Source organism: Enterococcus sp. AZ170 (assembly GCF_050545135.1).
In the GTDB taxonomy this organism is placed as follows: domain Bacteria; phylum Bacillota; class Bacilli; order Lactobacillales; family Enterococcaceae; genus Enterococcus_L; species Enterococcus_L ureilyticus.
Window position 1 is genome coordinate 319211 of record NZ_CP172947.1, and the last position, 26201, is coordinate 345411.

21 protein-coding genes are annotated in these 26201 nt (G+C 36.2%); 15 read left to right on the plus strand and 6 right to left on the minus strand.

Features of this window, described 5'->3' with window-relative positions:
• The first annotated feature begins 18 nt into the window (after positions 1 to 18).
• The 12 genes from IGJ55_RS01485 (at position 19) to IGJ55_RS01540 (ending at position 11216) form a co-directional block, all read left to right on the plus strand.
• On the plus strand, positions 19 to 348 hold the full coding sequence (locus IGJ55_RS01485; protein ID WP_430607172.1) for an LPXTG cell wall anchor domain-containing protein: 330 nt from the start codon (positions 19 to 21) through the stop codon (positions 346 to 348).
• Positions 349 to 352: 4 nt separating this feature from the next.
• Entirely contained in the window at positions 353 to 1147 is a 795-nt protein-coding gene (locus IGJ55_RS01490) for a WxL domain-containing protein (RefSeq protein WP_430607173.1), read from the plus strand.
• Positions 1148 to 1178: 31 nt separating this feature from the next.
• Positions 1179 to 1985, plus strand: coding sequence for a WxL domain-containing protein (locus tag IGJ55_RS01495; protein ID WP_430607174.1), 807 nt, complete (start codon positions 1179 to 1181; stop codon positions 1983 to 1985).
• Between the two features lie 108 nt (positions 1986 to 2093).
• A complete protein-coding gene (locus IGJ55_RS01500; protein ID WP_430608105.1) occupies positions 2094 to 3164 on the plus strand; it encodes a DUF916 and DUF3324 domain-containing protein in 1071 nt (356 codons plus the stop codon).
• Positions 3165 to 3191: 27 nt separating this feature from the next.
• Positions 3192 to 3857, plus strand: a complete 666-nt coding sequence (locus IGJ55_RS01505) for a YccF domain-containing protein (RefSeq protein WP_430607175.1) — start codon at positions 3192 to 3194, stop codon at positions 3855 to 3857.
• A 23-nt stretch (positions 3858 to 3880) separates the two neighbouring features.
• Complete coding sequence (lepB, locus tag IGJ55_RS01510) at positions 3881 to 4639, plus strand: signal peptidase I (RefSeq protein ID WP_430607176.1); 759 nt, start codon at positions 3881 to 3883, stop codon at positions 4637 to 4639.
• Between the two features lie 48 nt (positions 4640 to 4687).
• A complete protein-coding gene (gene lepB / locus IGJ55_RS01515) occupies positions 4688 to 5305 on the plus strand; it encodes a signal peptidase I (RefSeq protein ID WP_430607177.1) in 618 nt (205 codons plus the stop codon).
• Positions 5306 to 5331: 26 nt separating this feature from the next.
• A complete protein-coding gene (locus IGJ55_RS01520) occupies positions 5332 to 7935 on the plus strand; it encodes a YfhO family protein (RefSeq protein ID WP_430607178.1) in 2604 nt (867 codons plus the stop codon).
• Complete coding sequence (locus IGJ55_RS01525) at positions 7932 to 8906, plus strand: DUF5067 domain-containing protein (RefSeq protein ID WP_430607179.1); 975 nt, start codon at positions 7932 to 7934, stop codon at positions 8904 to 8906. The genes IGJ55_RS01520 and IGJ55_RS01525 overlap by 4 nt, the downstream gene beginning before the upstream one ends.
• On the plus strand, positions 8903 to 9667 hold the full coding sequence (locus IGJ55_RS01530) for a hypothetical protein (RefSeq protein ID WP_430607180.1): 765 nt from the start codon (positions 8903 to 8905) through the stop codon (positions 9665 to 9667). Before IGJ55_RS01525 ends, IGJ55_RS01530 begins: the two co-directional genes overlap by 4 nt.
• Positions 9668 to 10201: 534 nt before the next feature.
• A complete protein-coding gene (locus tag IGJ55_RS01535; protein WP_429951119.1) occupies positions 10202 to 10783 on the plus strand; it encodes a histidine phosphatase family protein in 582 nt (193 codons plus the stop codon).
• 19 nt (positions 10784 to 10802) lie between these two features.
• A complete protein-coding gene (locus IGJ55_RS01540; RefSeq protein WP_430607181.1) occupies positions 10803 to 11216 on the plus strand; it encodes a MerR family transcriptional regulator in 414 nt (137 codons plus the stop codon).
• Between the two features lie 223 nt (positions 11217 to 11439).
• Here IGJ55_RS01540 and IGJ55_RS01545 read toward each other — a convergent pair whose 3' ends face one another.
• Complete coding sequence (locus IGJ55_RS01545) at positions 11440 to 12438, minus strand: linear amide C-N hydrolase (RefSeq protein WP_430607182.1); 999 nt, start codon at positions 12436 to 12438, stop codon at positions 11440 to 11442.
• Between the two features lie 468 nt (positions 12439 to 12906).
• Between IGJ55_RS01545 and IGJ55_RS01550 the strand changes: the two genes are divergently transcribed.
• Positions 12907 to 14691, plus strand: coding sequence for a collagen binding domain-containing protein (locus tag IGJ55_RS01550; protein WP_430607183.1), 1785 nt, complete (start codon positions 12907 to 12909; stop codon positions 14689 to 14691).
• Positions 14692 to 14999: 308 nt separating this feature from the next.
• Positions 15000 to 18176, plus strand: a complete 3177-nt coding sequence (locus IGJ55_RS01555) for a hypothetical protein (protein WP_430607184.1) — start codon at positions 15000 to 15002, stop codon at positions 18174 to 18176.
• Between the two features lie 199 nt (positions 18177 to 18375).
• On the opposite strand, the gene IGJ55_RS01560 is transcribed toward IGJ55_RS01555, so the two are convergent.
• The 5 genes from IGJ55_RS01560 to IGJ55_RS01580 all read right to left on the minus strand — a co-directional run bounded on the left by IGJ55_RS01560 (position 18376) and on the right by IGJ55_RS01580 (position 24228).
• A complete protein-coding gene (locus IGJ55_RS01560) occupies positions 18376 to 19800 on the minus strand; it encodes a glycoside hydrolase family 1 protein (RefSeq protein WP_207120381.1) in 1425 nt (474 codons plus the stop codon).
• 44 nt (positions 19801 to 19844) lie between these two features.
• Entirely contained in the window at positions 19845 to 21743 is a 1899-nt protein-coding gene (locus IGJ55_RS01565) for a beta-glucoside-specific PTS transporter subunit IIABC (protein ID WP_069641109.1), read from the minus strand.
• 141 nt (positions 21744 to 21884) lie between these two features.
• Entirely contained in the window at positions 21885 to 22733 is an 849-nt protein-coding gene (gene licT / locus IGJ55_RS01570; protein WP_430607185.1) for a BglG family transcription antiterminator LicT, read from the minus strand.
• A gap of 469 nt (positions 22734 to 23202) precedes the next feature.
• Positions 23203 to 23811 (minus strand): hypothetical protein, encoded by a 609-nt coding sequence (locus IGJ55_RS01575; protein WP_069641111.1) that lies wholly within the window; start codon positions 23809 to 23811, stop codon positions 23203 to 23205.
• A gap of 90 nt (positions 23812 to 23901) precedes the next feature.
• Entirely contained in the window at positions 23902 to 24228 is a 327-nt protein-coding gene (locus tag IGJ55_RS01580) for a winged helix-turn-helix transcriptional regulator (RefSeq protein ID WP_430607186.1), read from the minus strand.
• A gap of 391 nt (positions 24229 to 24619) precedes the next feature.
• On the opposite strand from IGJ55_RS01580, the gene IGJ55_RS01585 reads away from it, so the two are divergent.
• On the plus strand, positions 24620 to 25894 hold the full coding sequence (locus IGJ55_RS01585) for a RidA family protein (protein WP_430607187.1): 1275 nt from the start codon (positions 24620 to 24622) through the stop codon (positions 25892 to 25894).
• Positions 25895 to 26201: the final 307 nt, after the last annotated feature.

Sequence of the window (26201 nt, forward strand, 5' to 3'; positions counted from 1 at the left end):
TAAAGGAGGATGAAAGAGTTGAAAACAAAATTTTACAATAAAGTTTTATTTTCTTTGATTATCATGGGGCTCTTAATTGTAGGAATGCCGTTTGTAGCTCATGGTGAAGATGTCCAAACCAATGGAGAAATCGTTATTGAAAAAGATGAAACGGTGCAAACAACAGATACAACGACCTCATCTACGATAGATCCACCCAAGGTGAAAAAGCCAGTAGGTCGATTACCTTCAACAGGTGATTTAATCAAAACTAGCTTATCTATTAGTGGCATTGCTTTACTGTTGATTATTTTTGCTAATTATTTGTGGAAACACAAAAAAAAGGCAGATCAAAAAGGAGGCGGGTAAAATAATGCAGAGTAAAAAGATAATTTTAGCCGGATTCTTGTTTTCTTTTTTGATTGGTACGCTTACGCCTTTAAATGTCTTGGCTGAAAATAATGAAAAGTTTGATGGCGATGTTGATCTAAAATTTTCTGGGCGTGAGGATGTAAGGGACGGAATTAAAGATCCAGAAAATCCTGATGTAACCGTTGATACAGGAGTATCCAATGGCACGCAAGGCCTTTTAAGGATTGATTTTGTACCACAACTAAATTTTGGTAAAAGTAAAGTCGAGAATAAGAAGGTTGTTTTTCCAGTAAATGCGCAACAGTTTGAAGATGGCACAAGTGCTAGAGGCCAGTTTATTCAAGTATCTGATTATCGGCCGAACCCAACTGGCTGGACCTTGCAAGTACGTCAAGAAGATCAATTTAAAAGTGCTGAAAATAATAGGCTAAAAGGAGCCGTTTTATCTTTCGACCATTCTTGGACTAATTCTAAAGCTGATGGCTCAAAGGCGCCAAATGTTTCAAAGGAAGTCATTCATTTAAATAACATTGGAGAGACTTACGACTTGGCTAAAGCTAATTTTGGAGCGGGTGGGGGAACTTGGAGCATCGTCTTCGGTGCTTCCGCTGAAAATTCAAGTGGTCAACAAGCCACATTGACTCCTAAATTAGATAAGCAAGGGAAACCAGTGATGGATCAAAATAAAAATATTTACAGTAATACTGCTGTAAAGTTAGCTATTCCAGAGGCTGAAGAAATAAAGGCTGGAACCTATTCAACGGTGTTAACTTGGATTATATCCGAGCTACCATAAATAAATTACAAAATACTAGGAGGAAACACAAATGAAATTAACACACAAATTATGCGGCGCAGTATTACTAGCAGCTGTAGGAGTAGCAATGGCAACACCAGGAATTACAAAGGCAGCAGATGAAAATGGCGACAACAAACAATTTGATGGCGAAATGAACATCGAATTCTCTCATGATACTGATAAAGATACTGATACATCTAGAGAGACTCTAACTGATTCTGATGGTAACTCTGACACTGAGATTATTTCAGGTGAAATTACTAGAGAACCTGTTGCTGCACGTTTTGGTATCCGCGATGTAACACCATTAGACTTTGGTGCACGTAAAGCTGTTGCAGACGGTGGTGTGCGCGAGTACTGGGCTAAAAACTATACAGAACCAAAAGGTGTTATGGCTAATAATGTTCTTGTTAAAGATGGCCGTACTGACGTTGCTGACCATACTTATACAGTAAAAGCACAAATTACAACACCATTGAACACAATGTTTGAGAATGAAAAAAGAGAACTTAAAGGTGCAACAATAACTTACAATAACATTGGAATTAAAACAAATGTTGACGCTGGTATTGCTTTATCAGAAGATTCACTTGTAGCGAAAACTGGTATTGTAGTAGGTGAAGGAACTCAAGCAACTTTTGTTGATAACAAAGGAGAAGCAGGCGCCCCTACATTAAAAGGACAAGGTGAAGCATATATTCACTTTGGTAAATTAACTGCTGAAGGTGAACAATCATCAGAAGAATCAGTTAAGTTAACAATTCCAAAAGACCAAACGTTATTCCAAGGTAAATATTCAGGCGTAGTTACTTGGTATATGGAAAACGCTAAATAAGTCAAAACTATTCTATAGTAGTCTTAGAATAACAAATAGAGGTTTACCAACCCACATTTAGTGGGTTGGTAACTTATTCTTTAAAGTTAGAAATAGAAGGAGAACATGATGAATTATTATTTTAAACGAGGCATTTTTTTTCTATTATTATACATAACCTGTTGTTTACTTATTTTTCCACAAACAGTATCAGCTAATGAGACATCAGGTATCGGGTACACTTATAAGATAATTAAACCAGAAAATCAGGTTGGGCGTGCAGGCTATTTTGACTTGCGAATGAGTCCAGGACAAAAACAAACAGTAGAAGTTGAAATATATAATTTCTCTGGTAAAGAGCTTACTGTTGATGTTTCAGTAAATCCTGCAAAAACCAATAGTAATGGCGTCGTTGAATATGGACCGTCAAAGCTAGAAAATGATCCATCATTAAAACATAATATTAAGGATATTGTTAAAGTACCAGAAAAAGTGACGATTGCTTCCGATGAAACGGTGAAAGTACCATTAGAAATCGAAATGCCAGCGGAGACATACGAAGGATATATTTCTGGTGGGATTTATTTGCAAAAAGCTGAGACAGAAGAAGAAAAAAAGGCAGATGAAAAAGCAGAAGGTGTAGTAAATAAATATGCATTTGTTATTGGAATGTTGTTAAGTGAATCCGATGTTACTCTGAAACCTGAGCTGTCATTTAATAAAATTACGGCTGGATTGACGAACTACCGGAATGCTTTTATAATCAATTTTTCAAATATTGAGGCTGCATATGTAGAAGGTATGACCGTAGATGCCCAAATTTATAAGCAGGGTTCAGATGAAATTTTATATGATACAAAAAAAGAAAATTTCCGCATGGCTCCGAATACGTATATGAACTTTCCTGTGAATTTGAACGGTGAAAGGCTTATACCAGGGAATTATAGAGGACATATATTAGTTAAGTCTGGTGATCAGAGCTGGGAATGGGACGAAGAGTTTAAAATCACACAAGAAGAAGCAGATAAATACAATGCTCAAGATATCTCTCTTATTCAAGAACGAGGAATTAATTGGAAACTGATTGCAATAATTGTTGGAGGAATCCTAATTGTATTGCTTGTTATTTATTTAGTAGTCAGAAGAATCTCTAACAAGAAGAAAGCTTTAAAAAAGAAAAAGAAGAGAAAAAAGCAGTAAAAATAACACTTAAGGAGTAGACAGAATATGACCGTGTTAGATTGGCTATTTGTAGGGGGGATATCGATATCCCTTCTTTGTCTCATTATAGGTGTATTTTTTATCATTTTAGTTTTTAAATTAATGAATGAATATACAACGTTAGGGAAAAAGAAACCTAAAAATAAGGGCAAAAAAAAACGTTGGGTACGTACACGTCGTAAAATAAAGAAGAAAAAAGGTTCTTATTTGAAACGTGGTATTAGTTTATTGATTATGGCGGTTCTATTTTGTAGTGGAGGCATCTATGCGCGCTATTATCAAATGACAAATCTATCATCAAAAGATAGTAACATTATTGTTCAAAGTCATTTTATTAACGAGGAAATAGAGAAGAGCCTAACGGGGATTCAAAATGGAGCAGATGTCGGTAAAACAAGGGAAAAACTGAGAGAACTATCTTCATTGTTAACTACCTATGGGACTACCTCTCCAAGTGGAAGTCTATCCCAAGAAGGCCAACGTCTGATGAAAAGATACTATGTGCAGTTAAGGGATCTAGGAGTGAATATCTATTCACTCAGTGTAGAGCAATTAAGCGAACCTGAGAAAGTTGCAACTTATATTGAGGATCTAAAACGTATTAAGCAAACACAAAAGAAAGTTTTCAAACAATTTAGTGTAAATGAAGCTGCATTGAAGCAAAAAAAATAACCTGTAAAAAAGGAGTTTTTTAAGTGAGTGTACAACAAGTAAATAAGAGGCACTCCGCTCCTAAAAAATTAAAAAATAAGGCTAAAGAAAAAAAGTCGGCCGATCATTCTTCACCTCATAAAAAAATAGATAGCAAAAAGAAACGTTTGACAAAAAAACAAAAAAAACGTGGTAGAAGAGAGCAGCCGACTCAAAAAAAGCCTAAACGAATGACTGAGAAAAAGAGAACGCCACAAAAAAAATCTTGGCGCAATGGCATAAAACGAACCGTAGTCGAGATTAGTGTTAGTTTCGTTTTATTAGGGATTGTTTTGTATATTGCGTCTTTTTTTACCTTTTCTATGGTTAAAGTTGAAGGGTATTCGATGATACCAACCTTGAATAATGGTGAGTGGGTTTTTGTGAATAAACTTGCTGAAATTAAGCGAAGTAAAATGATTCTTTATAAAGATCCACAGAGTAAAGAGGTATCAGTTCGACGAGTAATTGGTTTACCAGGAGAAAAGATTAGATATACGGAGGATAAATTGTATATCAATGATCAGGAGATTTATGAGCGATACTTAGAAGCAGAAATCAAACGAGCAAAAGAGAGCAAGAGCTTATATACAGCAGATTGGTTTCTTAAGACAGGGATAATTCCTGATAACAAATACATAGTTTTAGGTGATAATCGCCCCTATGCAACGGATAGTCGACAATACGGGTACATTGATAAAAAAGAAATTGTCGGTATTGTAGAGATGAGGGTATTTCCCATACATCAAATCAAGCAATATTAATCTTAAGTGACCAAAAGGATGTAAATGATGTCAAAAATGAGAGCATATATGCAAAAATATTTAATTAAGTACCTACCAAATAACCAAATAAATACCAAGAAAAGAAGAAAAAAAGTACGTTCTTTTTTTAAAGAAATACTATTTGTCTTATTTATAATAATTGGGCTCTTTTTTTTGTTTAGAATTAAAACACATATGGTCAGTGGAAATTCAATGCTGCCAACGCTACAAACAAATGACCGTTTATTTATAGCTAAAGGGAAAAAACCTAATCGTTTTTCATTGATTACATTTGAACCTAGAGAAAAAAAAGAAGAGTCTTTTGTAAAAAGAGTAATGGGAATGCCAGGAGATCGTATTTGGTTAGATCGTAATACGCTTTATTTGAATAATCAAATGCAAGACGAAAATCCAACTCCGCAGAATAATTTGAATCTTTCAGGAGCCGATTTACCCGACGGCACATTAAAAGTTCGTATAACTTGGGAAACTGCAGCTAAGCTTGAAGGATTATCTGTAATTCCAAAAGATCAATTCTTTGTGTTAGGAGATAATCAAGCAAATTCAACAGATAGCCGACATTTAGGGTTGATTCATTTGCCGCAAATAGAAGGGGTTGTTCAATTTAGGTATTACCCATTCAATCGATTGGGGTCAGTCGACTAAAATAGATCAGGATGTGAATGTAGAAAATGCAGCAGTGGAAATTATTTATAAAAAGAAATGGTTGGGCAATCGCCTTTAGTTTTTTCATGCCTATGATCATTATGGCAGTGGGCTATTACAAATTAGGAATCTATCCGACGAGTGATCGAACAGTTCTGGCTAGCGATGGCTTTGGACAACTGATTAATTTTTATTCAGGGTTCAATAATGTCCTACATGGTAAACAATCCTTTTTTTATACATGGACAGGTTCTTTAGGATTAAATTTTGTATCGTTAATGAGTTATTACGTAAACAGTCTGTTTAGCTTTTTAGTCTTTTTCTTTGATAATATACATATGCCCGACGCAATGTATATGATTTTATTAACAAAAATTGGGACAATGGGTGTGACGTTTTGGGTATATGCTCATAATACGTATCGGTTGCCGCAATGGACGAAAGTTGCATTAAGTCTATGTTATGCCTTGATGGGATTCACTATTGCCTATTCTGTTATGTTGATGTGGATGGACGCTTTGATCTATTTACCCTTAGTCTTATTAGGGATTCAAAGAGTGATGGAGAAGAAGCGACCAGTTCTCTTATTTATCGTTTACTTCCTATTATTTGTAACAAATTACTATATGGCCTTTATGGTAGGTTTTTTTAGCTTCTTATATTTTCTAGTTAGTGTGTTGACAGACTGGAAACGATATAAATGCTCGATTATCCCCTATTTTACTACTTCTTTGCTCGCTGGTGGCGCATCTATGTTAATTATCCTGCCTTCGATAATCGATTTAAAAATGAATGGTGAGAAGACAGATACTATTAACACGTTATTTACACGGGATCTTGGTATGTGGGATTTCATTGTCAAGAGCATGCCAGGAGTCTACGATACGTCCAAATATGGCAGTGCACCATTTATTTATGTTGGTTTATTTCCATTATTGTTCTTTATTTTTTATTTTGTTAGTAAGAAGATTTCGTTAAAAAATAAACTATTATATGGTAGCTTAGTGCTATTTTTGATTGCAAGTGTCTATATTCAGCCTCTAAACCTGTTTTGGCAAGGTCTACATTCACCCAATATGTTTTTATTCCGCTTTAGCTTTCTTTATTCTGCACTACTCCTTGTTTTAGCTGGGAGAGGTTTAGAAAAATTTGAAAAAAAAGACCTAAATATACTGGGAAATATTGCGCTTGCTCTTATTGGTATTTTTGTATTGGCTATGATTATCTCAAATAAGAAAAGGTACTGGTATATTACTCAAGAATCTATAATTTTAACGTTTGTCCTTTTATTAATTTATCTTTTCTTATTTATAGCAAAAAATAAACATAATAAGTTTGCTAAGGTTTGTTCGGTACTCTTACTTGCTGTTGTATGTGGCGAAGCATTTTTCAATACAAATCAAATGATACGAGGTATTGATCAAGAATGGGGCTATAAATATAGAGAGCAGTACACAAAGTCATACAAGGATATTGAAGCATTGGTGAATAAATCCAAAAATGCTAACGATTCGTTTTATCGATTAGAGAATATGGATGCGATTAGTAGGACTGATAGTTTTAATTATGACTATTCAGGTATTACGATGTTTTCATCTATTCGTAATAGGCATTCATCACAGTATCTAAGTCAGTTAGGCTATCGTTCACCAGGAACAAATCTGACGATTATGTACCAAAACAATACTATTTTAATGGATGATCTTTTGGGTGTTAAATATAATTTAGCTAAGAAGGATCCTAAGAAATATGGCTTTAAAAAAATTGCTACGCAGGGTGAATACTCACTTTATGAAAATAAGGCAGCGTTACCTCTAGGAATGTTAACGGATAAAGGAATTTATGAAGAAAAGAATAATAACAATCAAACATCTTTGATTCAATATCTTTCAGAAATTAAAGAGCCAATATTTCAATATACAGGTTTAAATGAAGTATCTAGAAATAATATGCATATTCGTGAAGTCGGGGAAGCGACATACTTTTCAGAAGAAAGTAATACGGATGAAGCGCAAAGTATAACTTGGGAAGTCAGTGTACCAGAAGCCACTCAAGCCTATCTAAAATTAGATGTTGGAGAATTAGCTAATGATATGGGGAATGTAAAAGTTAGTGTACCCGGTCATGAAGTTAGTAGTAGCTTGGCTCAAACAGGTGCGTATTATAATATTGGATATTATGAAAAAGCAGCGAAAGTAAAAGTAACAGCAACCTTTACTGGTAAATCAGTAGTTGCAATGATTAGACCGTCAGTCTTAATTTTAAAAACGAAGAGTTTAGATCAAGCAATTGAAAAAATTAAGAAGAAAGAGGTTTCTTTTAAGGTAAAAGGGAACCATGTTCAAACAGCTATTTCTACAAAAAAAGAACAGGTCATTTTTACTACGATTCCATATGACCAAGGTTGGCAAGCAAAAATTGATGGTAGAACAGTAAAAATTGAGGCAGTTCAGGATGCGTTAATTGCAATTAAGGTACCAAAAGGAGAACATACGATTCAGTTGACGTATTATCCAAAAGGAATGAAACTTGGGGCGATATTATTTGCTATTTGCTTGTTATTTTTTAGTCTATATGCTTACTATTGTCAGAAAAAGTATCATGTACAAGAAAAGGAGAAAAGTAAATGAAGCAAATGAAAAAAATAGCCATTTTTTTACCAGCAATTCTGTTTCTGTTAATGGGATGTACAGGAACCTTGGATAAAAAAAAGCAGAGTTTTGAAGACCAAGGAGCTTCGTATGAAATGCAGTTGCCTGCTGGCTGGGAAAAAGATAAGGTAGTGAATAGTGAATATGGACTTCAAACAGCGTTTAGTGCTGAGGATAAAAAAAGCAATTCTTACTTATTTATTACCAGTACCCCGGTAGCTGAAGTAAGTCAAAAAGGTTTTGGCGAAGAAACAAGAAAAAAATTAAAAGAACGGTATAAGTACAAAAAAGTAGAAAATGTATATATGAAAGAATACAAAGTGGGCGATTATCCAGTCTGTAAATTTACAATACTTACAGAATTTAAAGAAAAACCAGTTTGGGCTCATTTTTATTATATATGGACGGACCATGGGTTTGTTCAAATGACTTTTTATTCTGCTAAGGATAATTCATATAAAAAACGTGTTGAAAAAATAGATGCGGCTGTTGAAACATTTAAAGAAGTCGGCTTTGATGAGAAGAAAGCGAAGGAATCACAAGAAGCATTGGAAAAAGAAGAAGGCGACATAGTCGATATCGAAAATGAAGAATTGAAAATGAAGATTACAGCAGTTCGTAAAATAATAGGCGAGGGGAAAAATGATTTATTGGCTATTCGCTATACCTTTACAAATCTAAGTGAAAATCCTATGGAACCCTCTATTTGGAAAGAGTTGGTGACAGCCAAACAAAAGGAAAATGTTCTTTCAGTTGGTCAACTTGCAAAGGATAATGCTTTTTTAGATGTAAAAGAGTTAACTGAAACGCAATCAGTGCCTGTAAAACAAGGAGATAGTGTAGAGACTGCTGTGCTCTATGAATTAGTTGATAAAAATACAGTTGAACTAACATATTCCCAAGAGGCCTTTCCCAAGCTAGAACCAACTAGGGTGGTGGTACCAGAATGAGTAAAAATAGAAAAATATCTGGAGTGATACTATTTAGTTTGGGACTTATTATTGCTCTTACGGGCTGTACGGAATCACAACGTTATGAGCGATTTTCTAAAGTTGATCAATCTTTGAGTTGGGTAGATAAAAGAGAAAGATCTTTTGGAGATTCTGATTTTTCAAAAATAAAAACAGAAAAGGAAGCTGTCGATCTTTTAAAGGAAAAGTATCAAGTAAGTATTCCTGCGTACTACAAAGAAACCGAAAAGCTTATTAACCAAATCATTCCTTCAGAAACTGTTAAGCCGGGGGAGAATATTTACTCCATCTTTGCTAGAAATAAAGAACTAAGATTCATTACGAGCTATCCATTTTACCAAGAAAAGGAGTTACAAATCATAGCGGAAGTCACTTTTTACTACGCCTACTCCGTTGAAAAAAAACAGGTATATTTGAAGTCACAGAGTGTCTATGTAAAGATTGCTCAGCCTGGTGGAAAGCTGCCTAATGATAATCTAAGTGACTTGATACTGCAATTAGGAAAAAATATGAAAATTCCGGAAAAAACAATAGAGAATGGCTTAGCTGGATATGAGAAAAGGGTAAAAGAAACAGTTGAACCCATAACTATAGACTATTTACCAGTGGTTTCGAATGCATCCGGATTGAAAAAGAATGAAGAATTTTTAAAAGAAATTGCGATAGTTTATGATATGTCAGGAACAGTTAGAGAAGTGAATACAGAAATCACTGATAAAATGATTCAAGAAGTTGAATAGCTATTTCTAGAAAGTATATAAATGCTTATAACAACTCGAAAAGAAGTACGGCATTTGCTTGAGAGAAACAGCAAAACGGTTATCTCCTAGAGCTAAAAAAAGCCAATGGACGGAAGGAATTGCACAAAGCATGTGCCCGACGGAATGAAAACTTAGGCTTGATGACTGACTAAGAAAGAAGCGTTCTACCTAATATGACAGAGTCGGTGTTCAAAATAGACGAAATCATAGCAAAAAACTTAAAGAAGATCAGGAAGTTTACGACATTTTCTTGACCTTTCCCGAGTTGTGTCGGCGTATTTGCATTGATACGATTCAAAATTACAAACATCAGCCGGATTTATTTGAATAACGTTTGACTAAATTGATTGAAAATTCAAAGGCGAAAAAAATGTATGGTGCTTGGCATGATGAAGGGCGATTACTCAAAACGAGAAAAAAAGCTAAACTTTAGTTGTTTGGCTTTTTTTCTTGCCTTAGAGTTCACTCCATGGTTTATGATAAATACAACAAATAGAAATGGAGAGGAAGCATATGACCAAAACATTATATTTGATGAGACATGGGGAAACAGTATTCAATCAACAGAAAAAAATCCAAGGTTGGTGTGATTCGCCACTTACAGAAAAAGGCATCAAACAAGCGCAAATAGCTGGAAACTATTTCAAGGAGCATGAGATCACGTTTGATCACGCATATGCTTCCACATCTGAACGAGCAAGCGATACGTTAGAACAAGTCACTGACATGCCTTATAAAAGAGTAAAAGGGTTAAAAGAATGGCATTTTGGGCGATTTGAGTCGGAAAGTGAATCGCTGAATCCGCCATTACCATATGGAGATTTCTTTGCTGGATATGGTGGAGAAGAGGAGTTTCAATTTAGAGAACGTGTATCAGAAGCTTTAATGACCATTATGAAAGAAGCAGGTGAAACTGTCCTAGCAGTCTCTCATGGTGCAGCGTGTCGGCAATTTATGCGAAACTGGGCGCATACTAGTGAAGTCGATCAAAAGGACAAATTAGGGAATTGTTGTATTTTGAAATTTGAGTTTGAGGACGATACCTTAAAATTAATAGAAATCATCAATCATGATTTTTCGAGTTTGACAGAATAAATCAAAGGAGAAAACCAAAATGAACAGTAAAGAAGCAGCTGAAATGTTTGGTTTAACGACAGATACTCTGCGCTATTATGAACGTGTCGGCGTTATTCCACCAGTGGAACGGGATAAAAATGGTTATCGAATCTATACGAACAGAGACCTTAATTGGATTTTCTTAGCAAAAAGTTTACGTCAAGCAGGAGTATCAATCGAATCTTTGATTGAATTTGCAACACTTTCTCAACTTGGAGGGGATGTTCAACAAGCTCAAAAACAAATCTTAAAAGATCAACTACAAGAAATTAATGTGAAATTAAAACAAATGACAGAGACGCGTGATCTACTTCGATATAAAATCGATACGTATGATGACCATATCGCTCAATTTAAATCAGGCGAAGTCACAGCTGATAATGTTGAGAAGCTTTGGAAGAGGAATCAATAAAATGAAGCATCAATCTTTAGCTATAAAAAATTTTTTCTAATCTATAGCACTATTAGAGAAGGTAAACGAAATAGAGGCAATCCAAATGCAAACAGTAATTGGCACAAACTATCAAAAATCAGTAGCCCAAGTTATTATACATTGGTTGCTTGAAAATGATAATCAACACGAAAAAGTAGCACTCTTAATAAAGAAGGGGGCTACTTTTTTTGTTTCTATCAAGCTATTTTTTTACATTTCGATACAAAATATCTTCTGTATCACCATTAGACCAAATTTTTCCTGTTGTGGCATCAAAATCTTCATTTCCTAATTGAATACAACGAATGCGTTGATTATTGTAAGTTCTATAGTAATAATTTAACGAGTTATTCACCATGACTGCAGTGTATTGCGTATAGTCATAGGCTTGGGTTGTTTTGACAACTCCTTTTGGAATATCAACATTCGCAAGCACATGAAACATTGAAGTAACGCCGTCTAATTCTGTTTGTACATCTTGTAGGCAAGCTTTCAAAAAGACCGCTCTGACAAATCGTGATGGCGGTGTAAAATCACCTGGTAAGCCAAATGCGCCAGCTCCTTGTCCAAAAGGTTTCATTACCATGTCTTTTAAGTGGACTTCGGTTTTTTGTTCAGGTTGTAGCCCAATGTAGTTTCTTAGATTTGTCGTATGCCACTTGTAATCTGGGCTATTTGTCATAACACCAATTGTATTTTCATGAATATGTAACGTTTGTTCCGTATATTCAATGACGATACTTTCGCCAGTTTTATCAGTGATGACCCAGTGAAGAGGTAAAACGATTCCTAAGAAATCTAACGCTGTGTTTTCCACTTGGGCATTTTCCATCGTCCGTACTACTTCTTCAATAGTAGAACACGTAGAGAGTAAGAAGGGAACAACGTCATGGGGCGCTAAAGTATACTTTTTAGCAGTGTCTTGACTATTATAATCAGCGTAACCTGAAAAGTAAAGTGCTGCGCAGGAAAGGCCTTTTTCGTTTAAGCCATCGGCGAAAACAAAGTGTTCTTTATCGACTTGTCGTGCCATTCCTACGAACGCATACTCGTTTTTATGATCATTGCTTTCATCATTAACAAATACAAATTTATTTCGCGGAATAAAAGTTGGCTCGCCCTCTAGAACAACTGCAAAATCCATTGTTCTTGCGAGTAAAACATGTTGATCTTTGGTAGACATCGTGATACTTGTGCACATAAACCATCGCTCCTTATTATTTATGAAATACAAACTTTATCTAAAAATGAATACTATAGAATCATTTATGCTAGAGTGAACTTTCTAAAAGTTTAACGTAGTTTAAAATTATAATCAAATAAATAGTATAGAGTTTTACATAAGTAAATTTAGAAAAATGTGTATCAGTAGGGATTGTTTATCTAAATATAGCGAAAAAAAGAAGTTTTTATGTAGTATAAAAGAAACGATGAATGGAGGTGACTAGTAGCTATTTAACAGGTGACACAAAATCTCCTTTACGAGCTTGTTCAATTGAGTAACTGTCTACAAAATCTAATTCTATAAATAACAATCATTATAATTTAATCTAAAATGTATATGTTTTGACACTGTTTCATTTATTGTTTAATATCAAAAAGCAACTTTTTATAAGGTGATAAAAAAATTGGTCTATATCGATAGCGAGGAAGGAACGATGTATAAAAGATGTTAAAGAAATTGTCATGGTGTGTCTTACTGTTTGTAGGTTTTTTAGGAATAGTTGGTTTTAGCCAACAGTCACTGGCGGCAGAATTAAGTAGTGGAGGATTTGTTGATTCGATCCACTTTGATAAAACAGAATTGTCAGATGGTGAACTTACCTCTATTCGGGTAACCTTTAGTGAAAAATCTGATACAAAGTTAAAAGCTGGAGATACATTGACTTTAACATTACCAAAAGAGCTGGAAGGTCTTGCAGATTCCGACAGCGTACCACGTGAAATTGATTTAAATGGATTAGGGACAGTCCGTGTTTATAAAGCGAAAGTGATTGCCACATTTAATGAGAAAGTAAATCAGCTCGATCATGTTCGTGGTGAGTTTACGTTCGGTGTACGTGTAAAAAATGTTCCAGAAAATACAGTAACAGAGATCCCAGCAAACCTGGGCACGACAATCACTGTACCAAATATTGTAATCAAAGGACATACCGGTGGTGGCGTGGAAGGGGAAAATCCATTCTTTTACAAAACAGGAGATTTACTAGGTAAATCCGGCCAAATCCGTTGGTTCTTAAATGCAAATTTGAATAAAAGTGAATTAGGCAATGATATTGTGTTGACCGATACATCAGGTGGCGGTCAAGTGTTAAATAAAGATAGTTTTATCTTTACTATTGATAATTACTTAGGTCGGTCAACGTTAAGCTTGGAAGAATTTGAAAATCAACGATACGGTACAGTGGAATTTGGAGCAGATAATGCTTTTGTGATCCGTCTTTATCGTGAAAAAGCCCGTTTGGCTTCATTTTCAATCATGTATACAGCAACGATAACTGAGGCTGGGAAAAAGCAGCCTAACTTTACCAACGATTGCCAGATCAATTACCAACTGTATTATGAAAAAGCGACAAATGAAACAGCAACTCATAAAGTGAAAAATATCTTTTTAGATGGTAATGCCACTGGTGAAGAAGAGCAACGAGTAAAAGAGCCAATTGAACAGGAAGAAATTATCGAAGATGAATCAGGTCAGTTAGAAGAAATTACGCCTCTTGACCCAAAACAATCGAAGGAAACAAAAGAAGAAGAATTAAACAAAGGGCAAGAAGACCAACCCGAAATTCATGTAGGTGAACAAACAGAGATCATCGAGGACGAATCGAGTGAACTAAGCGAGCTTCAACCAATCGAGGAAGAAAAGGCGAAAGAAAACCAAGAAGAATTAAATAAAGCAAAAGAAGAACAACCCGAAATTCATGTAGGTGAACAGACTGAAATCGTCGAGGACGAGTCAAATAAAGTAGGCGAGCTTCAACCTATTGAAGAAGAAAAGGCGAACGAAAGCCAAGAAGAAGAATTAAATAAAGCAAAAGAAGACCAACCCGAAATTCATGTAGGTGAACAAACTGAAATCATTGAGAACGAATCAAGTAAGGTAGAAGAAATCAAGCCAATTGAACCAGAAATTGTCGAAGTAACAGAAGTACCGCCTCTAGAACCTGCTCTCCCTAAAAAAGAGATAGAGGTTCGTCAGGATAAGCCTGTAACAGAAGAAATCAAACCAAGCGGTCATGCAAAAGGGGAGCCAATACCAGTGAAGGAAGAAAAGAAACAACCAAATAATAATCATGTTCTTTTGACTCTTTCAAAACGGAATGCTACAAAAGCAAATGAACAGTTGCCTCAGGCCGGTAGTAATGACAGTAGGTTAGCTGTACTTGCTGGTTTAGCAATGATGGTGTTTACGCTAGGAGCTTACGCATTAAATCGCAAAAAAATAACTAAATAAAAAATAGAAATAAAGATAGAGGATAGGGCAAATTTCATATGTGCCCTATCCTCTATTTATGTTCACTCACCAAAAGACTGATTACGAAGCGATAGGTATGTTTTGTCTAAATGAGAACGCTAACATTTTTCAATGTCTTCTTCCGCCATTCCGTTAATTGGAAACATAAAAGATAAAAATAATGTACCATAGTATATGAGTAATTCTATTTATTAAACATTATTTTATGATAATATTTGTCCTTTTATTTAAGAAATAGAGAGAATAATATTTGAAATATTGTGAGTGATTACAAAAGGAGTGCACAAATGAAGACAAAAAAAACACTATTAATTGTTGGTTTCCTAGCAGTAACTATGTTAATTTATGCAAAGTTTGAATCAACAATAAAAGCTAAAACAGAAGAGCAAAAGACCGAAATGGTCGCAAAAAGTAAAACAACAAAAGAATTAAATCCTGGACCCCCAAATCCTAATGAAGAGCCTGGATGGGAGCTATATACGAAAAATGATCCAGCAGGCATATTTATAGATGGGGAGAAAAAGCTAGAATTAAGGTATAAGTTTGGTACGTCAGAGGAAAATGAAGCAGAGCGTCCATTTTTAGATGGTGTTGGGGCTAGTATGCAGGGTGATCATCCCACCGTGTCCTCTTTAGTTCCAAATGTCTATTTACATGATTATTCGACATACTTGGATACGGGTGGAATAGGGACTGTACCGGAACTGAAAGAAGTAGGAGATGTAAATGCTTTAGAGAATGGAGACCAATATTTCGGGCCGATCTCTTCGGCACCAATTCTTTTATCATGGATAACGGATACAGGGGAACATAAAACAATCTATAAGAATGATCCCAACTTAACCCTGGGCAACTTTAAGTTATACCGGAAAACAGAAGCAGATCAAACAATTAGCACCATGCTGAAATACAACTGGGAAATGGGAGAGGGATTTTTTAAAGGGTATCGATTTGAGGCGACGAATGTGTTAAAACCTTATAAAGGAACAATCAGGGTGGAGACTTACATGACAAATGTTACGCCAGCCGCTGCTAACAAGCCTGCGTTAAAGAATATTACCCTAGATAGTCACTATCCTATTGGGCTTGGTTATACGACGACTGCTGGAGAAACAAATCCTATTTTTTATATTGGAAGTAATCGTGGATTGTATATGCAATATGAGAATCATCTAAGAAATCTCTATCGATTGAACTACTTTTTCAATGTACCAAATCCTGTAAACAATTGGATTGGCGCAACGAACCTTGCATCAACTTGGACTGCTAACTCCAATATTTCTAAAGAACAACAAGCTGAGGCTGAAAGAAACGGCTTTTTAGATGAGCGATATATTTTTAATGGAATTACAGGATCAGGAAATGAAAAGGACAATGGAAAAGCCGGAACGAATGTTCCAGAGCCACCTGTTTGGGCTCAGTTACCTAGTAAAGCCCCCGCCTTCTCAATGAAGTCTCCTGTTAACGAGAGCTTTGAAGCTGGAGATACGATTAGTTATGCGTTTAACGTTGGGCTACAAAAAATCGATGACACACCATCGATCGTGTTAGATGAAACGGAAGATTTTAGATTAAAAGGACAAAACACCTATTCACTTAAAGGACAATGGTTTGATAATGATAGCACTGAAATCGATTTATTCTATTCTGTAGATGGTGGTGCTGTGAAAGGACCGTATCGTCAAAGGACAACAGCAGACATGTTAGGACAAGGGATTGAATTCTCTATTGATTTAACGGATCCTGGGGACCTAAAACCACAAGACCACGAAATAGAAGTATACGCAAAAGATATTGCAGAAGAAGGTACTGGTCTTGAGCCTGCGGAATCAAACCATGAATTCTTAAAATTGGTTTATGTAGATGACGATCCAAAAATCGAATTAGAGGAAACAATGGGAAGTATTCTACCAGGAGGTTACAAAGTTAAGGGGCGTTATACAGGCAAGGATGAAAAATACAAGCCTGCTACAATTTCGTATAAAAAGGCAACAGATCCTGATTCAAATTATAAAGAAATGACAGTAATCAATTCTCCAAATCAAACTTTTGAATTTACGATACCAGAAAAGGACATGCCAGATTTAAATGGAACCTATGTATTTTCAATTCGTGGAGAAAATAAATATGGGGTTCTATCAAATGTAGAAGATGTGATGCTGGCTAATGAACAAACAAAGCCAAAATTTACGCTATCAAAGGACTCAAAAGAAAACCTGTTAGATCAAACAGCAACAGATTATGAAATTGACTTTACTAGTTTCGCGCATACAGGACTATTTTATCCATTGACAATTCAGTATAAAGTCGATGATGAAACAGAGTGGCAACAAATGACAGACCAGCCAGTAGGGACGATGACTACGGTCTTGACTGAGGTTACCGAAGGACCTAAAAAGATCAAACTTCCTGCTTCAAAATTACCATTTGGGGAGAATCATGTTGTTCATTTTGTTGTAGTTGATAGATTCGGTATCATATCAGATGAGCAATCCGTAGTATTTATGATGCCGGAAAAACCAGTGTTAACATTAGAGAATAAGGATGCTTCATCACTAGGCGAAACACAAGTCGTAAAAGGAACAATTAAGACAAAACTCTTCCCAGCAAAATTACACTATAAGATTGTGAAAAATGGGGAAGCCGGTGCTTCGTATCAAGAAGTTGCGGATAAGGATATAGTAATGGATCAAACAACCGGGAAGTTTAGTTTTCCAATAGATAAATCTTTGTTACCAGTAGGGGCTAGCTATGAGATTTTTGTAAAAGGAATGGATTCTTTCAACCAAGAATCAGAAGAGGTCAGCTATCGTTTAACAGAAGTTGTTCATTTTAAAGTTAAATTTGTCAATGCTACAGGAGGTACGATTGATCCAGAGATTATAATTGATCGAGAACTCGGAGACGTGATTGATTTAACTGAAGAAAAAACAGTGCAAGATACACTGACGAAGCTAAAACAGCGCTACACATTGGATGAATCTTCTGTACCAACAGATTCAGTAAAAGTGGATAGTTCTACGGCTTTTTGGGAATATAAGTTTACAGGACGTTTAATCTATCTATCGTCTCCAACGGCATTTGACTTCGGATTAGAGGTTGCTTCTATTAAAAAGATGCGTGTAGAAAAACCTACTGTAATTGGACTTCCTCTGGTCGTTTCAGATACTAGAGAAAACAAACCAGGTTGGTCACTGAACGTGAAATTAACGAAAGAACTGTTAAATGACGACGGGAAAACAATTCTCAAAAATGCGGTTCGATATAAGCATGGAGAAACAGAAACTATATTAAGTAGTGATGCAGTATCAGTTGTTCAAAAATCAACTGCTGGAGACTATGATATCAGTAAGGATTGGGGTTCATCTGAGGATGGACTTAAATTAGAAGTTCCAGCTGGTCACGTAACTGCGTTAGGAAAGTATAAAGGTGAAATTCTATTTGAGCTTGGAGAGAAACCGTGATAACTATAAAATAAATTTTGTGGTTGTAGAACTTGGATGATAATAAATGTAGTCTCTGTGTTAGATTCTAAAAGTTTTTGATTTTAGAGCTTGGTACAAGATTGTATAAAAAGAACTGTGCAAGTATTTTTCTGAGCTGGATCCTCAGAAAAATATACTTACACAGTTCTTTTATAGATTAAGCTACTCATCTATTTTATCAAGCCAAATTTTCACCATTCGACTCGATTACTTGCTTGTACCAATGGAATGACTTCTTACGACTTCTTTCTAGAGAACCATTCCCTTCATCATCACGATCTACATAAATAAACCCATAACGCTTACTCATTTCCCCCGTCCCAGCACTAATCAAGTCAATACAGCCCCAAGGTGTATAGCCAATCAAGTCAACGCCATCATCAATCGCTTTGTCCATTTCAATAATGTGACGCTTGAAGTAGTCGATCCGGTAATCGTCATTGATCGATCCATCTGTTTCTACTTCATCAAAGGCACCAAGACCATTTTCTACAACCATCAATGGTATTTCATAGCGAGAATAGATTTGGTTTAACGTATAACGTAGACCAATAGGATCAATTTGCCAGCCCCAATCACTAGTTTCAAGATATTCATTTGATACACCGCCGAAAAGATTTCCGCCAGTTTTATCGTCACGCTTCTCTAAATCATCTGTAATACAAGTGGTCATGTAATAACTAAAGGTATAATAATCTACAGTTCCTGCTTGTAATACTTTTTTATCTTCTTCGGTGATATCCAGCTGAATATTATTTTTTTCAAAGTACCGTTTCATAAAGTAAGGATAGTTCCCTTTGACCTGAACATCTCCACAGAAAAAGTTAAATTTTTCATTGATTTGTTGTGTTTTTAACACATCTTCAGGTCGACAGGTTTTTGGATACATAGTGATGTAAGCCAACATACATCCGATTTTAAATTCTGGATTGATTTTGTGACCAGCAGCAACTGCTTTAGCAGATGCTAAAAAGACATTGTGTAAGGCTTGATACTGTTCTGTTTCAGTATAGTCACGATTGAATAACCCGTTGATTCGTTTACCATGATCCATTGTGCCAAAATTGATTTCATTGAATGTTAGCCAGTACTTCACTTTGTCTTTATAGCGTTCAAATAGTGTTGTTGCATAATTTTCGTAAAAACCAATTGTCCGTTTATCTAAAAAGCCATCATAATTCTTTCCTAAGTGAAAAGGCAATTCAAAGTGTGAAATCGTCACGAGTGGTTCAATACCATATTTCGCTAATTCATCAAACACATCATCATAGAACTGTAAACCAGCTTCATTTGGGGTTTCTTCATCGCCTTTAGGAAAAATGCGTGACCAAGCAATCGACATCCGATAAACCTTAAAGCCCATTTCCGCAAATAAAGCGATATCTTCTTTATAACGATGGTAAGAATCGATTGCTGTATGACTTGGATAGTAATATTGATCTGTATCGATCTCTAAATCGAATGTACGATGTGTATTAGACGTACGGCTACCTGCTCGATTGTGATCGCAAATAGAGTCCCCTTTGCCATCTTGATCCCAGGCACCTTCACATTGATTAGCAGCCGTTGCGCCGCCCCATAAAAAATTCTTTGGAAAACTCATTCACTTATACTCCTTTATAAATTAAATTGATATAGCTGTAAAAACTAATTTGAAATAATCGCAGTGATTAGGACATCCCCTTGTTTAACGGAAGAATCAGAGGTTGAAATGACATCGGCGTAATCAGGTGTATTTGTAATGATGATCGGTATCTGTGTACTATAACCTGCCGCTTCGATTGCTTCGATATCAAACGTAACTAGCTTATCGCCTTTTTTGACTTTGGTATTTTGCTCAACAAAGGCTTCAAATCCTTCACCTTCTAATTGGACGGTGTCGATGCCAATATGGATCAGTAGCTCTGTTCCGTTATCAGAGATCAAGCCAATGGCATGCTTGGTAGGAAAAAGCGTCATGACAGTCCCGTCAAATGGGGCTACGATTTCACCGATAGTCGGTTCAATTACAACACCTTTACCCATGATTCCTTCTGAAAATGCAGCATCTTTAGCTTCACTTAAAGGAAGAACTTTTCCGGTTACAGGAGCAAGAACGGTATCTTTTGTTAATTTCTTTTTTTGCCCAGTTGCGGCAAGTTTGGCTTCTTCTTTTGATAATTGAATCGTTGGTTCATCATCTTTAAATCCTAAAGCCCAAGCTACTGCAAAACCAGCTGCAAGAGCACACACATCCAAAATTATTGCGTAAATCGCAAACGTAACATCGCCATCTGGTGAGATAGAACTTGGATAGCGGAATATTCCTAAGCCACCCATTTGATAGCCTTGCATCCCTAATGCCATAGCGATAGCACCAGTAACTCCCCCAACAATACAAGATGCCCAGAAAGGTTTTTTTCTAGGTAAAGTGATACCGTAAATAGCCGGTTCAGTTACACCGAAGATACCTGAAATAAAAGCAGGAATTGATAATTCTTTTAATTTCGCATTTTTAGTTTTCAACATGACCGCTAATACCGCACCAGTTTGAGCAAAACTTACACTACCTGATGGTGTTAATAATGATGTTGGGTCACCTTGAGATAACGCAATAATAGCAAATGGAATAAGCGCCCAATGTAGACCGAACATAACAAGAATTTGCCAAGAGAAACCAAGAATAGCACCGAATAAAATGGGGCTGAAACTTTGAATAGAAAGCAAGCCATTTCCTAAAGCATCAGAAACAGTATTCATGATTGGTCCGATAACTAAGAATGTCAATGGAATCGTTACAAGCGCTGTTAAAAATGGCACAATAAACAACTTAATAACGTCAGGAATCACTTTTCTTAATTGCTTTTCTAAAAAGGCAGCAAAAGCCACCGCCGCAATAATCGGCATAACCGTAGAACCATAACCAGCAGGCGGAATAGAGAATGGAATACCAAAGAAATTAAGCCCTCCTGCTTCAGCAAACTGAGCAGTAGCTGCACCTTCTAAAAATCCAGGATAGACTAAACTTGATGCGATCAGCATCCCAAGGAAGGGGGAGCCGCCAAATTTTTTCATTGCTGTGTATCCAATAAAGATTGGCAAGAATTTGAATAATCCATCACCCATCGCATTAAAAACAGCTGATGTTGATGACTCCGCAAAGCCAGATCCTAAAGCGAAAATTAAAATGGCATTAACCCCTTTTAACATACCGGCTGCAGACAGTGGCGCTAAAATCGGTTGGAAAATAGAGGAAATCATATCAACAAATTGATCAAATAGATTTCCTTTTGGCCCAGACTCAGTTGGAGCTTCTAACACGCCTAAAACAGCATCAACGTCTTTTCTGACATCAGGAACGTGATTACCAATAACAACTTGATATTGTCCTCCAGCTTGCATGACGGTCACAACACCATCCATATTTTTTAAGACTTCGGTGTTTGCTTTGCTTTCATCTTTCAATTTAAAACGAAGGCGTGTGATACAGTTTGTTAAAGAATTGACGTTTTCCTTGCCGCCGACTTCTTTTACAATATTTTTTGCTAGTTCTTCATATTTACCCATTTTTGTTCCTCCAAATGTTTAGTTATTTTTTATTCAGAGGTCTCGCCAACTTAATGTCACGATCCAGGTCCTTTCCACAGGCGATAAGTTTCCTACGCTCCTTTTCGAGATAGTATTTAGATGAAGAGAATTACTCTCTAGCTAACACGTTTTGTCGATGATTCGGGCTAAATGTATGGTGATATAGACCTGTTCATCTTTTGACATCGTATAATTACGTCGACTTATTAATAGTTCCGCAACTTTTTTTGTTGCTTCAAAAGCTTCGGGATATTGTTTGGTAACGAGTATAAATAGCTCATTTTCCACCTGTTCTTCAGAACGTGCAGCAGTATTTTCTTGCAACACTCGTTCAGTGAAAAATTTTAAATGTGTGATAAAACGTTGAAAGTAAAGATCATTTTCAACGAAATTGATTCGAAGGGTATATTTTATGACGGTCAACATTTCTTCAATCAACTGTGTCAGACTGATCGCATCTTCGTGATTGCTGTCGAGTTGGGCATTCGTGATATGCAAGGCTAGAAAACCAGCTTCGTCATCAGTCAAATCCACATCTAATTGCTGGTTGACCATTTGGATGGCAGCACGTGCTATTTCTAATTCAACTGGGAAAAAGCGTTTGATATCCCATAATAAAAAATTTTTGACTTGAATATTTTTCTTAGTCCGTTGGATAGAGGAATGCAAGTGATCGGCAATCGCTATAAAAGAGGATTCATTCAATTCTTTATTTAGAGCATCTTTAGCATGAGATATAATTCTATAAGAAATTTCAATGATTTCTTCAGGGATTTCTGCAAAAAGTTGTTCGATTTGCTCAGGCTCCGCTTGGTTTTCAAGTTTAAAAACTTTTTCTATTTTAGCCTCATCAACGTCTGATCCGGCCTTCATCTGAAACCCCAAGCCATTGCCCATAAGGATGACTTCTTCATGATCTTCATTATGAACGATGACCACATTGTTATTTAAAATTTTTAGAATTTCCAAAGGAACCGACCTCCCGTTTTCCTGAATAAAGAGATTGAAAATAGAAAAAAACCCAAACAAAAGCCTAAAAAGGCGTTGTTTAGGTTTAGCTTAACTTAATAATCACTATCCACTTAACAAGGCAAATATACACTATAAGGAAAGCGCTGTCAATGGGTTTTTAAGGAGTTGACTATAGAAGAATAGAAAAAGTAATGGAGATTGCTGTGTAATGAGTAGACTGGACGTACTACAATCAATCTTGTAAAGTAGGTATTTTATACGGAAAAAGCCAGTGTCGATAACACTGACTCGTTAGTTGAGTTTTGACCGATAGTTATGATAGTACGGCTAACTCACTTTATTCGAGAGGATAGTAATCTTTTTTATTTAAACCGTAAATCCTTTGTTAGGCCGAATGGATTTACGGTTTCTTTCTTTTTTATTCGCAAATTACGAAGGAACTTATGAGCATCTGAAACATGTTGATCTAATCGATTGCTGTAATTTTCCAGTCTTTGAAGAAGGCTTCGGTACCGATATCAACGAAGAAACCAACTGCGCCTTTAGCATCAGCACCATGTTTCATATTTTCTACTACTAATGCAGGTTCTTTACTATCGTTCAAATAAAATTCTCCTTTAGCTCCATTGATCACTGCTTTTAAGCTGATCCATTCATCTAGTCCAATATCAGCTGGCCCCTCAAAATCAGTGATGGCAAGATTTCGGAAATAGTCAAAGGTATATTTGGGGTAGGAAAAATATTGCACCCCACGATTTTTTCGGACAGGATCATCGACGCGACCGTTGGTTGGTCTTACATAAAAGGATTCAAATTTTGTATCCTCTTGATTGATTCGAAAGGCAATACCGATAAATCCTCGCGCGAAATCTGGTGCATCTGGCAATAAGCGACTTAACATTTTGACTTCGATTGTTCCATTATGAAAAGTTGAGCCGCTTAGTTTTGCATACGTATTTTCATCAAATTCCATAATTTTATCTTTCTTCACGACTCTTAAAACGGATTCACCATTTAGTGTAGTCTGTTCAACAGCGGTATGAACTGCTTCGATCGGTGTAGATTCAGTATTCATTTAAAACGCCTCCATAATCATTGTTGTGATCTTTCATAAAGTATAGACAATTTTTTTGATAATGTTAAGTAGGCACTAATTTGTAACTATCTATCTAAGCTGCTGCTTATAAAATTGTCCCCACTGTCTCATGGATTCAATAACAGGTAATAAGCTTTCTCCCAAGGAGGTTAATTGATATTCAACATGAGGGGGTACTTTTTTGAAATCGATTCGCTCCACAATACCATCTAGAATCATTGAATTGAGACTTTCTGTCAGGACTTTTTGGGAAATGCCTGTTAACGATCGTTTTAATTCGGCATTTCTTTTTGGACCTGTTATTAGATCGCGGATGATTAATGTTTTCCATTTACTTCCAATCAACTGAACGGTCGTTGCCACGTCGCAAAGCGGCATTTCTTCTTTTTTTATCATTTCAAAATTTCTCCTAACATTTGAAAATGAGTCAGCTTATAGCAGTGACTCTTATATAGAAGAATTGTTGCATGTTTAAGACCGAAAATCAACTTTTCATTGTAAAAGTCAAAATTGGGACGCTACAAATTTCAAAATAGGTTATTGAAATGTTAGCGCTATTATTGTAGACTGAAATGAGTGATATAATTTTTGTCAATTTGTTATGATTTTTATAATGAAAAGCAGAAGAGTAAAAAATGATGAACCTATCGATGAGAAACTATCATGCTTTCTGGGGCACTATTTGGGAAAAATGATTATTTTATGGCCACCAAATACGGAAGCGCTATCATTTTTAGGGGGAATATTTTTTATTGGAATGTATCTAAAAGAAAAGAGGAATAGGAATATGAGCAATGATAACGCAGTACTAGCAAGAAATACGAAAAATGCACCGCAGAATCCACTAGCATCACAAACAGTCGCTTTTTCTCACTACAATAACTTTTCAGCACAATTACCGATCGATCCAGTATCTGGCAAATTGGTAGCAGGAGGCATTAAGGAGCAAGCTGAACAGTGTTTTGAAAATATCAAGGCAATTGCAGAAAGTATTGATCATGCAATGAGTGATATTGTTCGAATGACTATTTTTGTGAAACAGAGTAAAGATATCGAGGCAGTTGATGAAGTGTACGCTTCGATTTTCACAAGTTATCAGCCTTCAAGAACAGTAGTAGTGGTAGATGACTTACCAATGGACGCTCTAGTACAAATCGAAGCCTTAGTTTCAAATGGTGAAGGGACGATCCCAAATGCACCTCAAGCAGGTGATTTGATCAAACTGACCAACAATACATCAAATGCGCCAACCAGTTCAGTGTCGACGCAAACAGTTTCGTTTTCACATTATAATAATGTATCTGCACAACTACCAATCGACCCTAAAACAGGTAGAGTGGTAGCAGGTTGTATTAAAAAACAGACTGGTCAATGTCTGAAAAATATCAAGGCAATTTTAGAAAGTATCGATGTTCCATTTGATGATATCGTTAAAATTACGATCTTCCTGAAAGATTTGTCGAAGATGGACGCTGTAAACAAAGTCTATACAACCTTTTTTCCAGATTCAGCGATTGCGCGAACAGTGGCCTATGTTCCAGCGCGGACAGTGGTTGCAGTAAAAGATCTGCCGATGGGGGCTGCAGTTCAAATTGAAGCAGTCGTTTCGCACGGAGATGGGACACCGCCCCAAGCGATTGAAGACAGACATGGTCTGATCATCGAAGCAAATAATACCGAACAAGCGCCAAAATGTCCATTCTCAACACAAACAGTTGCGTTTTCACATTATAATAATATTTCCGCACAATTACCGATTGATCCAAAAACAAATGAGAGGATTATCGGTGGGATAAAAGAGCAGACTGGTCAGTGCTTAGAGAATATCAAGGCCATCATCGAAAGTGTTGATCATGTGCTGGAGGATGTGGTCAAAGTGAACATCTATGTTAAGAATATCGGAGACATGGACGCAGTAGATGTGGTTTATGCAAGATTCTTCCCAGATGGTGTACCTGCACGAAGAGTGGTTGGTGTATCGGAGTTGCCTAAAGATGCGTTGATCCAAATCGATGCCATTGTTGGGAATGCTGAAGGAACACCTCCAATAGTTACTCAATAACTAAAAAATGCTTGAAGAGATCCTCTTAGAAGGGACTCTTCAAGCATTTTTTTTATGCAGTAGCCATCGATTATTGACGGATTTTTTTTGTTCAAAACTGGTTTATCCTAATGCATTGCTGTGTATAGAATCAAGTTATTCAAAAAAATTGAGTACCTGATGACCTCGCTGATAGCATCTAACCTACCGTTATAACGTGGTTTAATCATAAATACGTCATCTGGCAGATCAAATGGTACTGTTAGGTTATTTATATTCATCAATACTTCACGTATTAACGCATCGTTTTTTTGCTAGTCACTGTGGA

Excerpts from the sequence above, each read along its gene's own strand:
- IGJ55_RS01505 (WP_430607175.1), top strand. The coding sequence starts at position 3,192 with ATGACCGTGTTAGATTGGCTATTTGTAGGGGGGATATCGATATCCCTT.
- IGJ55_RS01540 (WP_430607181.1), top strand. The coding sequence starts at position 10,803 with ATGAACAGTAAAGAAGCAGCTGAAATGTTTGGTTTAACGACAGATACT.
- IGJ55_RS01560 (WP_207120381.1), bottom strand. The coding sequence starts at position 19,800 with ATGAGTTTTCCAAAGAATTTTTTATGGGGCGGCGCAACGGCTGCTAAT.
- IGJ55_RS01530 (WP_430607180.1), top strand. The coding sequence starts at position 8,903 with ATGAGTAAAAATAGAAAAATATCTGGAGTGATACTATTTAGTTTGGGA.
- lepB (WP_430607177.1), top strand. The coding sequence starts at position 4,688 with ATGCAAAAATATTTAATTAAGTACCTACCAAATAACCAAATAAATACC.
- IGJ55_RS01575 (WP_069641111.1), bottom strand. The coding sequence starts at position 23,811 with ATGAATACTGAATCTACACCGATCGAAGCAGTTCATACCGCTGTTGAA.
- IGJ55_RS01550 (WP_430607183.1), top strand. The coding sequence starts at position 12,907 with ATGTTAAAGAAATTGTCATGGTGTGTCTTACTGTTTGTAGGTTTTTTA.
- IGJ55_RS01555 (WP_430607184.1), top strand. The coding sequence starts at position 15,000 with ATGAAGACAAAAAAAACACTATTAATTGTTGGTTTCCTAGCAGTAACT.
- IGJ55_RS01585 (WP_430607187.1), top strand. The coding sequence starts at position 24,620 with ATGAGCAATGATAACGCAGTACTAGCAAGAAATACGAAAAATGCACCG.
- IGJ55_RS01520 (WP_430607178.1), top strand. The coding sequence starts at position 5,332 with ATGCAGCAGTGGAAATTATTTATAAAAAGAAATGGTTGGGCAATCGCC.
- IGJ55_RS01535 (WP_429951119.1), top strand. The coding sequence starts at position 10,202 with ATGACCAAAACATTATATTTGATGAGACATGGGGAAACAGTATTCAAT.
- IGJ55_RS01495 (WP_430607174.1), top strand. The coding sequence starts at position 1,179 with ATGAAATTAACACACAAATTATGCGGCGCAGTATTACTAGCAGCTGTA.
- IGJ55_RS01525 (WP_430607179.1), top strand. The coding sequence starts at position 7,932 with ATGAAGCAAATGAAAAAAATAGCCATTTTTTTACCAGCAATTCTGTTT.
- IGJ55_RS01500 (WP_430608105.1), top strand. The coding sequence starts at position 2,094 with ATGAATTATTATTTTAAACGAGGCATTTTTTTTCTATTATTATACATA.
- IGJ55_RS01490 (WP_430607173.1), top strand. The coding sequence starts at position 353 with ATGCAGAGTAAAAAGATAATTTTAGCCGGATTCTTGTTTTCTTTTTTG.
- IGJ55_RS01580 (WP_430607186.1), bottom strand. The coding sequence starts at position 24,228 with ATGATAAAAAAAGAAGAAATGCCGCTTTGCGACGTGGCAACGACCGTT.
- IGJ55_RS01545 (WP_430607182.1), bottom strand. The coding sequence starts at position 12,438 with ATGTGCACAAGTATCACGATGTCTACCAAAGATCAACATGTTTTACTC.
- IGJ55_RS01565 (WP_069641109.1), bottom strand. The coding sequence starts at position 21,743 with ATGGGTAAATATGAAGAACTAGCAAAAAATATTGTAAAAGAAGTCGGC.